At 65.2% G+C, this 13,458-nt stretch carries 17 protein-coding genes and 3 tRNA genes; 8 read left to right on the top strand and 12 right to left on the bottom strand.

The features are described 5' to 3' along the window. Positions 1-5 precede the first annotated feature (5 nt). The 3 genes from G6N15_RS12320 to G6N15_RS12310 all read left to right on the top strand — a co-directional run bounded on the left by G6N15_RS12320 (position 6) and on the right by G6N15_RS12310 (position 2,920). Positions 6-902, top strand: coding sequence for a cyclopropane mycolic acid synthase family methyltransferase (locus tag G6N15_RS12320; protein ID WP_083088336.1), 897 nt, complete (start codon positions 6-8; stop codon positions 900-902). A 96-nt stretch (positions 903-998) separates the two neighbouring features. Next, positions 999-1,700: a YciI family protein gene (locus tag G6N15_RS12315; protein ID WP_083088323.1), complete on the top strand. Its 702-nt coding sequence runs from the start codon at positions 999-1,001 to the stop codon at positions 1,698-1,700. An 8-nt stretch (positions 1,701-1,708) separates the two neighbouring features. Next, the gene (locus G6N15_RS12310; RefSeq protein WP_083088322.1) at positions 1,709-2,920 is read left to right on the top strand and encodes an RNA polymerase sigma factor; all 1,212 of its coding nucleotides are present in this window, start codon (positions 1,709-1,711) and stop codon (positions 2,918-2,920) included. Positions 2,921-3,000: 80 nt separating this feature from the next. Here G6N15_RS12310 and rplA read toward each other — a convergent pair whose 3' ends face one another. The 12 genes from rplA to G6N15_RS12250 form a co-directional block, all read right to left on the bottom strand. Next, positions 3,001-3,708 carry a 50S ribosomal protein L1 gene (rplA, locus tag G6N15_RS12305; protein WP_083088321.1) on the bottom strand — a complete coding sequence of 236 codons (708 nt, stop codon included), beginning with the start codon at positions 3,706-3,708 and terminating at the stop codon, positions 3,001-3,003. A 70-nt stretch (positions 3,709-3,778) separates the two neighbouring features. Then, entirely contained in the window at positions 3,779-4,207 is a 429-nt protein-coding gene (rplK, locus tag G6N15_RS12300) for a 50S ribosomal protein L11 (protein ID WP_083088320.1), read from the bottom strand. Between the two features lie 16 nt (positions 4,208-4,223). Then, positions 4,224-5,057, bottom strand: a complete 834-nt coding sequence (gene nusG / locus G6N15_RS12295) for a transcription termination/antitermination protein NusG (RefSeq protein ID WP_083088319.1) — start codon at positions 5,055-5,057, stop codon at positions 4,224-4,226. Between the two features lie 48 nt (positions 5,058-5,105). Next, on the bottom strand, positions 5,106-5,498 hold the full coding sequence (gene secE, locus G6N15_RS12290; protein ID WP_083088318.1) for a preprotein translocase subunit SecE: 393 nt from the start codon (positions 5,496-5,498) through the stop codon (positions 5,106-5,108). Between the two features lie 73 nt (positions 5,499-5,571). Continuing rightward, positions 5,572-5,644 (bottom strand) — tRNA-Trp (locus G6N15_RS12285). 189 nt (positions 5,645-5,833) lie between these two features. Next, positions 5,834-6,337 (bottom strand): (3R)-hydroxyacyl-ACP dehydratase subunit HadC, encoded by a 504-nt coding sequence (gene hadC, locus G6N15_RS12280; RefSeq protein WP_083088317.1) that lies wholly within the window; start codon positions 6,335-6,337, stop codon positions 5,834-5,836. Between the two features lie 2 nt (positions 6,338-6,339). Beyond that, on the bottom strand, positions 6,340-6,768 hold the full coding sequence (gene hadB / locus G6N15_RS12275; RefSeq protein ID WP_083088316.1) for a (3R)-hydroxyacyl-ACP dehydratase subunit HadB: 429 nt from the start codon (positions 6,766-6,768) through the stop codon (positions 6,340-6,342). Further along, on the bottom strand, positions 6,755-7,234 hold the full coding sequence (hadA, locus tag G6N15_RS12270) for a (3R)-hydroxyacyl-ACP dehydratase subunit HadA (protein WP_083088315.1): 480 nt from the start codon (positions 7,232-7,234) through the stop codon (positions 6,755-6,757). The genes hadB and hadA overlap by 14 nt, the downstream gene beginning before the upstream one ends. A 49-nt stretch (positions 7,235-7,283) precedes the next feature. Continuing rightward, positions 7,284-7,451 carry a 50S ribosomal protein L33 gene (rpmG, locus tag G6N15_RS12265; protein ID WP_083088314.1) on the bottom strand — a complete coding sequence of 56 codons (168 nt, stop codon included), beginning with the start codon at positions 7,449-7,451 and terminating at the stop codon, positions 7,284-7,286. A 35-nt stretch (positions 7,452-7,486) separates the two neighbouring features. Beyond that, positions 7,487-7,560, bottom strand: a tRNA-Met gene (locus tag G6N15_RS12260). A gap of 53 nt (positions 7,561-7,613) precedes the next feature. Continuing rightward, a tRNA-Thr gene (locus G6N15_RS12255) sits at positions 7,614-7,686 on the bottom strand. Positions 7,687-7,810: 124 nt separating this feature from the next. Next, the gene (locus G6N15_RS12250; RefSeq protein ID WP_083088313.1) at positions 7,811-8,017 is read right to left on the bottom strand and encodes a type II toxin-antitoxin system VapB family antitoxin; all 207 of its coding nucleotides are present in this window, start codon (positions 8,015-8,017) and stop codon (positions 7,811-7,813) included. Positions 8,018-8,182: 165 nt separating this feature from the next. On the opposite strand from G6N15_RS12250, the gene G6N15_RS12245 reads away from it, so the two are divergent. The 5 genes from G6N15_RS12245 to G6N15_RS12225 all read left to right on the top strand — a co-directional run bounded on the left by G6N15_RS12245 (position 8,183) and on the right by G6N15_RS12225 (position 13,440). Next, positions 8,183-8,833 (top strand): MBL fold metallo-hydrolase, encoded by a 651-nt coding sequence (locus G6N15_RS12245; RefSeq protein ID WP_232070457.1) that lies wholly within the window; start codon positions 8,183-8,185, stop codon positions 8,831-8,833. A gap of 87 nt (positions 8,834-8,920) precedes the next feature. Continuing rightward, a complete protein-coding gene (locus tag G6N15_RS12240; protein ID WP_083088312.1) occupies positions 8,921-9,763 on the top strand; it encodes a hypothetical protein in 843 nt (280 codons plus the stop codon). Then, entirely contained in the window at positions 9,764-10,459 is a 696-nt protein-coding gene (locus G6N15_RS12235) for a crotonase/enoyl-CoA hydratase family protein (protein WP_083088311.1), read from the top strand. It abuts the gene before it with no gap. Between the two features lie 45 nt (positions 10,460-10,504). Next, positions 10,505-12,964, top strand: coding sequence for a molybdopterin oxidoreductase family protein (locus G6N15_RS12230; protein WP_083088310.1), 2,460 nt, complete (start codon positions 10,505-10,507; stop codon positions 12,962-12,964). Next, a complete protein-coding gene (locus G6N15_RS12225) occupies positions 12,961-13,440 on the top strand; it encodes a hypothetical protein (protein ID WP_083088309.1) in 480 nt (159 codons plus the stop codon). The genes G6N15_RS12230 and G6N15_RS12225 overlap by 4 nt, the downstream gene beginning before the upstream one ends. Positions 13,441-13,458 lie beyond the last annotated feature (18 nt).

Genomic DNA, 13,458 nt, shown 5'->3' with positions numbered 1-13,458 from the left:
CGACCATGTCTGACCAGCCGACTGGCACGACGAAGACGCGGACGCGCCCCGAAGACATCCAAGCCCACTACGACCTCTCCGACGACTTCTTCGGCCTGTTCCAGGACGCGACCCGGACATACAGCTGCGCCTATTTCGAGCGCGACGACATGACGCTCGAAGAAGCCCAGATCGCCAAGGTCGACCTGAACCTGGACAAGCTGGACCTCAAGCCGGGGATGACGCTGCTCGACGTCGGCTGCGGCTGGGGCACCACGATGAAGCGGGCCATCGAAAAGTACGACGTCAACGTCGTCGGACTGACCCTGTCGAAGAACCAGCGCGACCGCTCGCTGCGGGTTTTGGGCGAGGTCGACACCAACCGCTCACACCGCGTGTTGCTGCAGGGGTGGGAAGACTTCGACGAGCCCGTTGACCGGATCGTCTCCATCGAGGCCTTCGAGCACTTCGGTTTCGAGAACTACGACGACTACTTCAAGCGGTGCTTCAACATCCTGCCCGACGACGGGCGGATGACGATCCAGAGCAGCGTCGGGTATCACCCCTACAACCTGGCCGAGCGCGGAAAGAAGCTGACCTTCGAAGTCGCGCGGTTCGTCAAGTTCATCATCACCGAGATATTCCCGGGCGGCCGCATCCCGACTACCGAGATGATGGTCGAGCATGGCGAGAAGGCCGGTTTTATTGTGCCCGAGCCGCTTTCGCTACGGTCGCACTACGTCAAGACACTCACCATCTGGAGCGATTCGCTCGAAGCCAACAAGGACAAGGCCATCGAGATCACCTCCGAAGAGGTCTACAACCGGTACATGAAATACCTGCGCGGCTGCCGGGACTACTTCGCCGACGAGTGCCTCGACTGCAGCCTGGTCACCTACCTCAAGCCCGGAGCGGCGGCGTAACTTTCTCCGCGCTGCTGTCGGATTAGGACTGCGCCGTTCGTCGGAGAGGTAGAGAGTGGAACAGCGGGTTCCGCTCACTACCGGAGGTGACGACACATGCAGTACTTTGCCCTGTTGATCAGCCAGGAGGACTACCTCACGCCCGACGAGCGGGGCTCGGTGATGGCGGCATTCGAGAGCTTCCACGCCAAAGTCGGGTCAGCAATCCGGGCCGGCGATGCGCTCTTGCCGCAAGCGACGGGCGCCCAGATCACGGGTGGCCCGGACGCGCCGGTGGTCACCGACGGCCCGTTCGCCGAGTCCGCAGAGGTGGCCTGCGGCTACTACGTGTTCGAGGCCGAAAACCTTGACGACGCTCTGGCGTTCGCGCGCGACGTCCCCGTCGCCCAGTACGGCGCGGTCGAGGTTCGACCGACCTACCATACTTTCGATCCCGAGTGGTCACGCGCCAGCGGTGCGCAGTGGCTGGCGCTGCTGCTGGAGCCACCCGCATCTGCCAACGTCCCCGGCACACCTGAGTGGCAGGCGGAAGCGGCGCGGCACGGTGAATTCGCCACTGCCGCTGGGGATCACATCGTCGGCGGCGCGGCGCTGCATGAGCCGGCGACCGCGACGACGGTGCGTGTCCGAGATGGCGAGGTGCTGTTGACCGACGGGCCGTACCCGGAAAGCGCCGAGATCGCCACCGGTTTCTACCTGCTGTCCGCCGCCGACCGTGACGAGGCCGTCAAGCTCGCGTCACAGATCCCTGCGACGACGGTCGAGTTGCGCCAGCTTGCCGGAGTCTCTGGCCTTTAGCCACGCGAATGGCTGACCTGGACAGCGTCTTTCGGCGCGAATGGGGTCCGGCCGTGGCCACGCTCGCCCGCTGGTCCGGCGATCTCACCGTTGCCGAAGACGCTGTCCAGGAAGCCTGCGCCGAGGCGCTGCGGGCGTGGCCGCGCGACGGTGTTCCCGAGCATCCCGGCGGTTGGCTGGTGACGGTTGCCCGCAACCGCGCCCGCGACCGGCTGCGCCGCGAATCGGTGCGCCCCGGAAAGGAATTGGCAGCGGTGGTCGACGAGATCCGGGCCCGCACCGAGCACACCGATCCGCATCCGGTGCGTGACGACGAGCTGCGCATGATGTTCACCTGCGCGCATCCGGCGCTGGACCGGGCGTCGCAGCTGGCACTGACGCTGCGGCTGGTGTCCGGGCTGACCGTCGCCGAGATCGCCCGCGCGCTGCTGCAGACCGAGGCCGCGGTCGCTCAGCGAATCACCCGCGCCAAGAACAAGATTCGGCATGCCAACATCCCGCTGCGGGTGCCGCCGGCGGAGTTGCTGCCCGAGCGGACCCCGCATGTGCTCAGCTGCATCTACTCCGTTTTCACCGAAGGGTACTGGTCGACCGCGGGGCCCTCGGCGATACGAGACGAACTCTGCGACGAGGGTGTGCGGCTGGCAGGCGAGCTGTGCGCGCTGATGCCTGCCGAGCGTGACGCGCATGCGTTGGCCGCGCTCGTCCTACTTCATGATTCGCGGCGGTCGACCCGAGTGGATGCTAGCGGCGCGTTGGTGCCATTGGAGGAGCAGGACCGCAGCCGGTGGGATCGGGCGCGGATCGCCCGCGGCCTGGACCGGCTGCGCCTGGCCGAAGGATCGACCGGGCCGTATCTGCCCCAGGCGGTGATTGCGTCCCTGCACGCGACCGCCCCGTCGTGGGAAGACACCGACTGGCGGGCCATCTGCGCGGCTTACGACTGGCTGCTGCAGGTGACGAACTCGCCGGTGGTGCGGGCGAACCGCGCCCTGGCGGTGGGGCTGCGGGACGGGCCGGACGCTGGTCTGGCCGCGCTGGAAGAGGTGGCCGGCGATCCGCGAGTGGCCCGGATGGTGCCGTCGATCCGCGCCGATCTGCTGCGCCGCGCGGGCCGGCTTGGCGAAGCGCTCACTTGGTATCGAAAAGCCTTGGACGCCAACGGCTCCGAAGCGAGTCGCGAGTTCCTGCGCCGGCGCATCGCCGAATGCGGCGGCTAGTTTTTCTGTGCCCACCAGACGCAAAAGCCCCCGACACGCCGAGGATGAAGGGACTTTTGCGTCTGCTCGCGCTCGAGAAACTACACCTCCGCGAAGTTGCGGGTGACGGTCGGGTCGACCGGAATGCCCGGGCCGGTGGTCGTCGACATGGTGACCTTCTTCAGGTAGCGGCCCTTCGACGTCGACGGCTTGGCCCGCAACACCTCGTCGATCGCTGCGCCGTAGTTCTCCGCCAGCCGCTTCTCGTCGAACGAGGCCTTGCCGATGATCAGGTGCAGGTTGGCCTGCTTGTCGACCCGGAAGTTGATCTTGCCGCCCTTGATGTCGGAGACGGCCTTGGCGACGTCGTTGGTGACCGTGCCGGTCTTCGGGTTCGGCATCAGGCCGCGCGGACCCAGGATCCGAGCGATACGCCCAACTTTGGCCATCTGGTCGGGTGTGGCGATCGCGGCGTCGAAGTCCAAGAACCCGCCTTGGATTTTCTCGATCAGGTCGTCGCTGCCGACCACGTCGGCGCCGGCCGCCTCGGCCTCGGCCGCCTTCTCCCCCACGGCGAACACCGCGACGCGCGCGGTCTTACCGGTGCCGTGCGGCAGGTTGACCGTGCCACGGACCATCTGGTCGGCCTTGCGGGGGTCCACCCCAAGCCGGATGGCCACCTCGACCGTCGCGTCCTGGTTCTTCGACGACGTTTCCTTGGCCAGCTTGGCCGCTTCCAGCGGGGTGTAGACCCGGGTGCGGTCCACCTTCTCGGCGGCCGCGCGATATGCCTTGCTTTTCTTGCTCATTCGATATCCATCCGATCAATGGTTGTGGTGACGATGCGGGCCGAAGCTGGCCCTCCCACGGCTTGGGTGACTATTCGACGGTGATACCCATCGACCTTGCGGTGCCGGCGATGATCTTGGCGGCCGCGTCGATGTCGTTGGCGTTGAGATCGGCCTTCTTGGTCTCGGCGATCTCGCGCACCTGGTCCCAGCTGACCTTGGCCACCTTGTTCCGATGCGGCTCGGCGGAGCCTTTCTGCACGCCTGCGGCCTTGAGCAACAGCTTGGCAGCCGGCGGCGTCTTGAGCGCAAACGTGAAGCTGCGGTCCTCGTAGACGGTGATCTCCACCGGGATCACGTTGCCGCGCTGGTTTTCCGTGGCAGCGTTGTAGGCCTTGCAGAACTCCATGATGTTGACGCCGTGCTGGCCGAGCGCAGGGCCAACCGGCGGCGCAGGGTTGGCCTGCCCCGCCTCGATCTGCAGCTTGATCAGCCCGACGACCTTCTTCTTCGGGGCCATGTGTTCCTTCCGGGTTCTAGAGCTTGGAGACCTGGGTAAAGGTCAGTTCCACTGGTGTCTCGCGGCCGAAGATGGACACCAGCACCTTGAGTTTCTGCTGTTCGGCGTTGACCTCGCTGATCGTGGCGGGCAGCGTGGCGAACGGCCCGTCCATGACGGTGACGGACTCGCCGACCTCGTAGTCCACCTCGATGACCGGGCGCTCCAGCCCGCCCTCGCTGGCCGCGGCGGGGGCGCCGGCGGCGCCCTTGGCCGGCTTCTTCGCGGCCTTCTGCGGCAGCAGGAATTTCACGACGTCGTCGAGCGACAGCGGCGACGGACGCGACGTCGCGCCGACGAACCCGGTCACACCCGGCGTGTTGCGCACCGCGGACCACGAGTCGTCGGTCAAATCCATGCGCACCAGGATGTAGCCCGGCAACACCTTGCGGTTGACCTGCTTGCGCTGGCCGTTCTTGATCTCGGTGACCTCTTCGGTGGGCACCTCCACCTGGAAGATGTAGTCGCCGACGTCGAGGTTTTGCACGCGGGTCTCGAGGTTGGCTTTCACCTTGTTTTCGTAGCCCGCGTAGGAGTGGATGACATACCACTGGCCCGGCTTGCTGCGCAGCTCCGCCTTGAGCGCTTCGGCAGGGTCGAGCTCCTCGGCCGGCTCACCGGCCTCCGCTTCGGTCGCACCCGGCTCGGCAGAACCCGGCTCACCGGCAACAGGCTCACCGGCAACCTGCTCAGCCACGTCGGGCTCGGTTGCACCTACGTCGTCAGCCACCGCGTCGGGGTTGACGTCAGCCTCGACTGTTTGCAGGTCGACCGCTTCACCCGAGGGCATATCGCCGTCGAAGGTAGTCAAGGTTCTTCGTCCTCTCTAATAACTTTCTGCGGCCCTAGCCCTGCGGCCCTAGCCGAATACCAGCAGAACCAGCTTGGCCAGGCCAAAGTCCGCCAACCCGATCAGCGCCACCATGAACGCCAGAAACGCCAGCACCACCGATGTGTAGGTCATCATCTGCTTGCGGTTCGGCCAGATCACCTTGCGCAGCTCGGCAACAACCTGCTTGAGGTAGGCGAACACGAACGCGAACGGGTTGCGGGACGGCCCGGCCGCCTTCTTGGCGGTCTTGACCTTGGTGTCGGTACCGTCCTTGCCGAGCTCGACAGCCTCGGAAGCTTCCGCGCGCACCCGCGACCGCTTGCCGGTGGGCCGCTGCGGCCGCGTCACCACGGCCGTCCGGCCGCCGCGCCCTTCCTCAGTGTCGGTGCCGGCGTCGGCATCGACGCGCTCGTCGCTCACCGCCTGCTCCTTTGTTCGCCTCGTCGGTCTGCCCTATGGTCACCCTCCAGTGTCCACCATGACACGGATCCAGCAGGGGCGACAGGACTTGAACCTGCAACCTGCGGTTTTGGAGACCGCTGCTCTGCCAGTTGAGCTACGCCCCTTCGCGGTTGGTCGGCCAACCTGCGCTGCTGCGGGGCTCTACATCAGCGCCACTCCTCAGCATCGCATCGCTTAAGCCTCGTCGTCGGCGCGCATGGCGCGCGCGCCACCCGTCTTAGGACCGGACAGCGCGCTGGTGATGGGCAAACCCCGAGGTGCGAGTGTACATCGGAGCAGGTCTCAGGTACTAATCACGCAATCCGGACGACCTGCCCGGTTTCCCTGTCCCACTTGATCATGGCGGAGCCCTCGCCCTGCTGGCCCATCAGCGTGGTGTAAGCCTCCAGAACCAGTTCGCCGTCGTCGTTGGTGCACAGGTTTCTGGTGACGACGATGTCGGCGCCGAACCGCTCGTCCACCGAATGGATGTCCATCCGGGCCCACAGCTTGTCGCCGGCCTTGATCGGCTTGTGGTAGACGAACTTCTGGTCGACCTGCACGATCTGCATGGTTTCGTAGCCGGTGTCGACATGCCTGAAAAAGTCGTTCTGGACGAGTTTGGCGAAGATTGTCGCGAAGGTCAGCGGCGCGACGATGTTGTCGTAGCCGAGTTCGGCGGCCGCGTCCTCGTCGTAGCTGGCGGGGTCGTCGCACTTGATCGAGTTGGCGAAGGCACGGATTTGCTCGCGGCCCACGACGAAATAGTCCGGATACCGCCAGACCATCCCCCGGATGTCGGTTTTGATCGCGCTCACGGCTACGCCAACTTTGCTGAGGCGATGGCCCGGCCGAAGATCTTCTTGCCGCCAGTGGTCGCCGTCAACGCGATCGTCACCGACTTGCTCTCCGGGTCGACCGACTTCACCCGGCCGTTGAACACGAGCTCAGCGCCCTTGCCGTCGTTGGGCACGGGCACCACCGCAGTGAAGCGCACGTTGTATTCCGTCACCGCACCCGGGTCGCCGACCCATGACGTGACATAGCCGCCCCCAATGCCCATGGTCAGCATGCCGTGCGCGATCGCGGTGTCCAGACCCACGTGCTTGGCGATTTCGTCGTCCCAGTGGATCGGGTTCAGGTCGCCGGAGACTCCGGCGTAGTTCACGAGATCCTGGCGAGTCAGCGGATACACCTTCTCTGGAAGCTGATCACCCACCTTCACCGAGCTGAACTCACGCAGCGCCATCTGAAAAGCCCTCTTTTCCTTCTCCATCCGCACGACCCGCCAAGGTCGTGAAGGTCTCCATCACTATCTCCCCCGCGTCGTTGGTGCAGACGTTCTTGGTGACGATGATGTCGGTGCCGTGCGCCTTGCGCACCGAATCGACGTACACATCACAATGCAGCTTGTCGCCCGCCTTGATCGGCTTCACATACTTCACCATTTGGTCAACTTGGACGATCTGGGCGTCGTGTATGGCGATGTTCGCGTACTCGAAGAACGCCGATTGGGCTTGGTAGCCGAACACCGAGACGAACGTCAGCGGCGCGGGCAACCCGTCATAACCGAGCTCAGCGGCAGCCTTTTCCTCGAAGAATGCTGGGTCGTCGTGTTTGACGGCTGCTGCGTACTCGCGGATCTTTTCCCGCTCCACCTCGTAATGGTCGGGGTAGCGGAAATGCATCCCGACGATGTCTGCGGTCAATGGCACGGCTTTAGAACCTACCTGCTCAGGCGTACTGACAGTTTCAGGGTTGGCGCTACCGCGTTTCGCGGTGCGGCTGGTGCTTTCCGCAGTTCGGACAGAACTTCTTCAACTCCATCCGGTCGGGGTCGTTGCGCCGGTTCTTCTTGGTGATGTAGTTGCGGTGCTTGCACACCTCGCACGCCAAAGTGATCTTCGGCCGGATGTCAGTGCTGGAGGCCACGTCGTATCTCTTTCAGGAGGTCCGTTGTTGTCTTGTAGCGATGGCCGGACTCGAACCGGCGACCTAACGATTATGAGTCGTTCGCTCTAACCGACTGAGCTACATCGCCCCAGGGCCACATTGCCTTCATTATTGGGCCGCCAGCCTGCTCGGCGTCCGCCGAGCCCCCTAACGGAATCGAACCGTTGACCTTTTCCTTACCATGGAAACGCTCTGCCGACTGAGCTAAGGGGGCGCGGGCCCTAACCGTGCTGCGGGCCTAAAAGAGGGTACAGCCTGCTCCGCAGCGCGGCCAAACCATGAGCCGGCGCCGATGCGACAACGTCGGCCAGTCAGCAGGAAGCCACTCGCGAAGGTCGTCAGGTGTCGCTGGATCGCTGCGGGTGCAGCGCGCCAAGACCGAACGGGTCTTCCTCTTCCAGCGAAAGCTCTTCCTCGTCCGTTCCGCGGACGAGGGTCCGCAATGCAAGGTGGACGGCTTCCCGGGGACCGTGTACGTGATATCGGCGTATTGCCTCGTTGAGGAGGTCCTCATCAATCTGGATCTCATACTTCCGAAGCGCCATATTCAAACGATACCCACGTAATTCCGCAGTCAACCAGCCCTCGTGGCAAACAACCGGGGCGACTTCTCGTACCATCCGGCCAGTCCTAATCTTGAAGACGTGCCAGACACCGACCGGCTCTATTTCCGCCAATTGCTTTCCGGCCGCGACTTCGCGCCCGGTGACATGTTCGCGATGCAGATGCGCAACTTCGCCTACCTGATCGGCGACCGACAGACCGGCGACTGCCTGGTAGTCGACCCGGCCTACGCCGCCGGGGATCTGGTCGACGCGCTCGAGGCCGACGGCATGCACCTGTCGGGTGTGCTGGTCACCCATCACCACCCCGACCATGTCGGCGGCACCATGATGGGATTTCAACTCAAGGGACTGGCCGAGCTGCTGGAGCGCACCAGCGTGCCGGTCCATGTGAATACCCATGAGGCGCTGTGGGTTTCGCGTGTCACCGGGATCAGCATGAGCGACCTGACCGAGCACTTCCACGGCGACAAGGTGCAAATCGGCGACATCGAGATCGAGCTGCTGCACACCCCCGGCCATACGCCGGGCAGTCAGTGCTTCCTGCTCGACGGCCGGCTGGTCGCCGGCGACACGTTGTTCCTGGAAGGCTGCGGACGCACCGATTTTCCCGGCGGCGATTCCGACGAGATGTATCGCAGCCTGCAGCAACTGGCCAAGCTTCCCGGCGATCCGACCGTGTTTCCCGGCCATTGGTATTCGGCCGAGCCGAGTGCGTCGCTGTCGGAGGTCAAACGCTCCAACTACGTCTACCGCGCCTCGAATTTAGAGCAGTGGCGAATGCTGATGGGCGGCTGAACCCACCGGATTTACCTGCGGCAATGCCTCCCCAGAGCCTTTCCTTCCCCGTCAGCGAATGAGCCGGTGCTGTGATATAAGCGGAGGGTGGATTCGACGGGATGGATCCAGGACCGCTGGCACGACGTCATCAACGCGGGCTGGGGCACCTGGTTGGCGTGGGCCGCGTGGGCCGCATTGCTGCTCGGCGTGGTCGCGCTGGTCGACATCAACCGCCTGATCCAGCGCCGCAACCGGTTGACCGCGGAGCAGACCCGTCCGCACATCGCCATGTTCATGGAACCGCATGCCGCCGACTGGCATGTGATCGAGCTCGTGGTGCGCAACTTCGGTAAGACCGCGGCCTACGACATCCGGTTTTCGTTCACCAACCCCCCAACCGTCGCCGAGTACGAGAACGCCCACAACGGCTACGCCGACGTCGTCGAGCTGCAACTGCCCAGCGAACTGCCGATGCTCGCGCCCGGCCAGGAATGGCGCATGGTGTGGGACTCCGCGCTGGACCGCGCCGAGCTGGGCGACGCGATCGAGTCCCGCTTTTCGGGCACGGTGACCTACTACGACCGCCCCGAGCAGCCGCGCGGCTGGCGGTTTTGGCGCCGCCCGCGCCAACCGCTGGAAACCAATGTGGTGCTGGACTGGGATGCCCTGCCGCCGGTGCAGCGCATCGAGTTGATGACGACCCACGACCTGGCCAAGCGGGAAAAGCAGAAGCTCGAGCTGCTGCGCGGACTGCTGACCTACTTCCACTACGCGAGCAAGGAAACCCGCCCCGACGTGTTCCGCAGCGAGATCGAGCGCATCAACCGCGCGGCGCGCGAGACCCAGGATCGGTGGCGCACGCGACAGCTCGAGGAGCCCACCGATGTCAGCCTGCGGTGGGGCGAGGCGGAACAGGAATTGGGCAAGCACCACGGCCAGCGGGTCTAGATGAGCAGCATGGTCAGCTATCACTACGACGACCCGATCGCGGTCATCAAGATGGACGACGGCAAGGTCAACGCGCTGGGCCCGACTATGCAGCAGGCCCTCAATGAAGCGCTCGACAACGCCGACCGCGACGACGCTGGCGCTGTTGTGATCTCGGGCAATGATCGGGTTTTCAGCGGCGGATTCGACCTGAAGATCTTGACCTCCGGGCAGGTGGAGCCGGCTCTCGACATGCTCAAGGGCGGCTTCGAGCTGGCCCACCGGCTGTTGTCGTACCCCAAGCCGGTGGTGATGGCGTGTACCGGGCACGCGATCGCGATGGGCGCATTCCTGCTGTCCAGCGGAGACCATCGAATCGCCGCGCCGGCGTACAACATTCAGGCCAACGAAGTCGCGATCGGGATGACGATTCCGTACCCGGCGCTGGAGATCATGAAGCTTCGGCTGACGCCGTCGGCGTATCAGCAGGCGGTCGGCCTGGCCAAGACGTTCTTCGGGGAGACCGCGATCGCGGCCGGCTGGCTCGACGAAATCGTGCTGCCCGACGTGGTGCGCTCCCGCGCCGAGGAAGCCGCCCGCGAATTTGCGACACTTAGCCAGCGGGCCCACGCCGCGAGCAAGTTGCGGACACGCGCCGAGGCGCTGCAAGGCATTCGGGCCGGGATCGACGGAATGGCAGCCGAGTTCGGGCGGTAAACCGCCCAAGGTTTCGAATGCCCAGGTAGGGGTACGCATCCCCGCGTGGGGGCAATAGACCGGATCGCGGAACCCTGGGGCTCGCGCACCCCTTACGCACCGGGCACAACGTGGCCGCAGCGGATCGACTGCTACCTCGCCGACGGGATCACTCCGGAGGCTGTGGACCGGTGGGTGCAGTCGGCGGCCGTGTTGCACTCCAACGGCGACGGATTGGACATCGCGGTCAAAGACGGACGGATCGCCGGAGTCCGCGGTCGCGGTAACGACCGGGTCAACCACGGGCGACTGGACCCCAAAGATCTCTTCGGCTGGCAGGCCAACGCATCCGCTGATCGGCTCACCACCCCGCTGGTCCGCATCAAAGGGAAGTTGCAGCCGGCCGACTGGGACACGGCCATGGACCGGATCGTGGCGCGCAGCCGGGAACTGCTTGCCAGCCATGGCCCCAGCGCGATCGGTTTCTACACCACCGGGCAGCTGTTCCTGGAGGAGTACTACACCCAGACCGTCATCGCCCGCGGCGCGATCGGCACCAACCACCTCGACGGCAACACCCGGCTGTGCACGGCAACGGCTGCTGCGGCGCTCAAAGAGTCGTTCGCCTGCGACGGCCAGCCCGGGTCCTACACCGATGTCGACCACGCCGACGTGATCGCGCTGTTCGGCCACAACGTCGCCGAAACCCAGACGGTGCTGTGGGCACGCATGCTGGACCGGCTGGCCGGCGATCAGCCGCCCGCGATCGTGTGCGTCGATCCGCGGCTTACCCCGGTAGCCCGGCAGGCCACCGTGCATTTGGCGCCGCTGCCAGGAACCAATGTGGCGCTGATGAACGGAATCTTGCACGAGATCATCGCCCACGACTGGGTCGACCACGACTACATCGACACGCATACAATCGGTTTCGAGGAGCTGCGCAAACGAGTCGACGAGTACCCGCCGGAGCGAGCCGCCGAGATCTGCGGTGTCGACGCCGACGACATCCGACGTGCAGCGCAGGTGATCGGCACCGCCGAGCGGTTGTTGTCGACTGTGCTGCAAGGCTTTTACCAGTCGCACCAAGCCACCGCGGCCAGCGTGCAGGTCAACAACATCCACCTGATCCGGGGCATGCTCGGCAAGCCCGGCTGCGGTGTGCTGCAGATGAACGGACAGCCCACCGCGGAGAACACCCGGGAATGCGGCGCCGACGGGGACCTGCCCGGCTTTCGCAACTGGGCCAACGACGACCACGTCACCGATTTGGCGCGGGTGTGGAACGTTGAGCCGCACCAGATTCCGCATTATGGACCGCCGACGCACGCCATGCAGATGTTCCGCTTCGCCGAAGAAGGCACGCTGCAGATGCTGTGGGTGACCGGAACCAATCCCGCGGTGTCATTGCCGGAGCTGGCGCGGATCCGCGACATCCTGTCCCAGGAGCGGCTGTTCTTGGTGGTGCAGGACATTTTCATGACGGAGACCGCGGAGCTGGCCGACGTGGTGCTGCCCGCTGCGGCGTGGGCCGAGAAGACCGGCGCCTTCACCAACGCCGACCGCACGGTGCACCTGTCCGAAAAAGCCGTCGAGCCACCGGGTTCGGCGCGTAGCGATCTCGACATCTTCCTCGACTACGCCCGACGGATGGACTTCCGCGACAAGGACGGCCAGCCGCTGCCGGCGTGGACCGATCCGGAGTCGGCGTTCGAGGCGTGGAAGAAGTGCAGCGAAGGCCGCCCCTGCGACTACACCGGCCTGAGCTATGAGAAGCTGCGCGGCAGCAGCGGAATCCAATGGCCTTGCAACGCAGAGCATCCCGATGGCACCGAACGGCTGTACACCGACGGCAAATTCTGGGCGCACCCCGATTACTGCGAAACGTTCACCCGAGACCTGGTGACCGGAGCGCCGATGGAGCCCGATGAATACCGGGCCATGAACCCCTACGGCAAGGCGATCATCAAGGCGGCCCAATACCTGCCGCCGCACGAGGTGCCCAGTTCCGATTACCCGTTCGCTCTGGTCACCGGGCGCACCCTGTATCACTTCCACACCCGCACCAAAACGGCTCGGGCACCGCAACTTCAAGACGCCGCGCCCGAAGTGTGGGTGGAGGTCTCCGAGCGCGACGCCGATCGTCTCGGAATCGCCGAAGGCGACGCGGTCGAGGTGAGCACGCCGCGGGGCAGCGTCACGTGCGCGGCCCGGATCTGCGGCATCCGCGACGGCGTGCTGTTCCTGCCGTTCCACTACGGCTACTGGGACACCGACGGCGACCGAGGCCATCATCGCGCCGGTAACGAACTCACGCTCACCGACTGGGATCCGGCGTCCAAGCAACCGATCTTCAAGACGGCCGCCGCACAACTGCGCCGCCGGCGCCGCTTCCGCCGCGGCAACGGCGTCGTCGACCGCGCGCCGACCACCACCGCATCCGCTCCGGTCAACGGCCACGTGCCCAGCACGGCGGGAGGACCAGCGGCCACGGCGGCTGAACTCACGGCAACCGGAGGTCAGTCATGAAAATCAAACTGGCGCTTCGCGAGCTGCATCGCTCCGAACGCAAACTGGCTCACGAGCTCAACGTGGTGGCCACACGGCACCACAGCGACCAGGAGATCTATCACCTGGCGCGCGACTTGGCCGGCTGGTCGCAGGAGCACGTGCGCGAACTGGCCGAGCATGGCCACCACTACGGTCTGCGGCTGACGGCGCGCCCGCGGACCGGCGCGGCCACCGGGTTTCTGCAGACCCGCACCAGCGGCATGCTGCGCCACCGCCCCGAACCGGGTCTGCTGCTGGTCGCCGACCTGCGGCGCATCCACAAGCTGGCCGCAGCGGTGTCGGTGGATTGGGAACTACTGGGTCAAGTCGCCCAGGCCACCAAGGACGAGGAACTGTTGAGCCTGACCAAGCGCTGCCACCCAGAAACGCTGCGTCAAATGCGCTGGGCCAACGCGATGCTCAAAGAGCTGTCGCCGCAAGTGCTGACCAACTAAGCCCTCGCCTCCTCCCGC

The organism is Mycobacterium noviomagense (assembly GCF_010731635.1).
Taxonomy (GTDB): domain Bacteria; phylum Actinomycetota; class Actinomycetes; order Mycobacteriales; family Mycobacteriaceae; genus Mycobacterium; species Mycobacterium noviomagense.
This window is presented reverse-complemented; position numbering and strand designations above follow the sequence as displayed.

What these genes read in the sequence shown, in the direction of transcription:
- G6N15_RS12320 (WP_083088336.1), top strand. Translation starts at nt 6, where the DNA reads ATGTCTGACCAGCCGACTGGCACGACGAAGACGCGGACGCGCCCCGAA.
- G6N15_RS12315 (WP_083088323.1), top strand. Translation starts at nt 999, where the DNA reads ATGCAGTACTTTGCCCTGTTGATCAGCCAGGAGGACTACCTCACGCCC.
- G6N15_RS12310 (WP_083088322.1), top strand. Translation starts at nt 1,709, where the DNA reads ATGGCTGACCTGGACAGCGTCTTTCGGCGCGAATGGGGTCCGGCCGTG.
- rplA (WP_083088321.1), bottom strand. Translation starts at nt 3,708, where the DNA reads ATGAGCAAGAAAAGCAAGGCATATCGCGCGGCCGCCGAGAAGGTGGAC.
- rplK (WP_083088320.1), bottom strand. Translation starts at nt 4,207, where the DNA reads ATGGCCCCGAAGAAGAAGGTCGTCGGGCTGATCAAGCTGCAGATCGAG.
- hadB (WP_083088316.1), bottom strand. Translation starts at nt 6,768, where the DNA reads ATGGCGCTGCGTGAGTTCAGCTCGGTGAAGGTGGGTGATCAGCTTCCA.
- G6N15_RS12250 (WP_083088313.1), bottom strand. Translation starts at nt 8,017, where the DNA reads ATGGCGCTTCGGAAGTATGAGATCCAGATTGATGAGGACCTCCTCAAC.
- G6N15_RS12245 (WP_232070457.1), top strand. Translation starts at nt 8,183, where the DNA reads ATGTTCGCGATGCAGATGCGCAACTTCGCCTACCTGATCGGCGACCGA.
- G6N15_RS12235 (WP_083088311.1), top strand. Translation starts at nt 9,764, where the DNA reads ATGAGCAGCATGGTCAGCTATCACTACGACGACCCGATCGCGGTCATC.
- G6N15_RS12225 (WP_083088309.1), top strand. Translation starts at nt 12,961, where the DNA reads ATGAAAATCAAACTGGCGCTTCGCGAGCTGCATCGCTCCGAACGCAAA.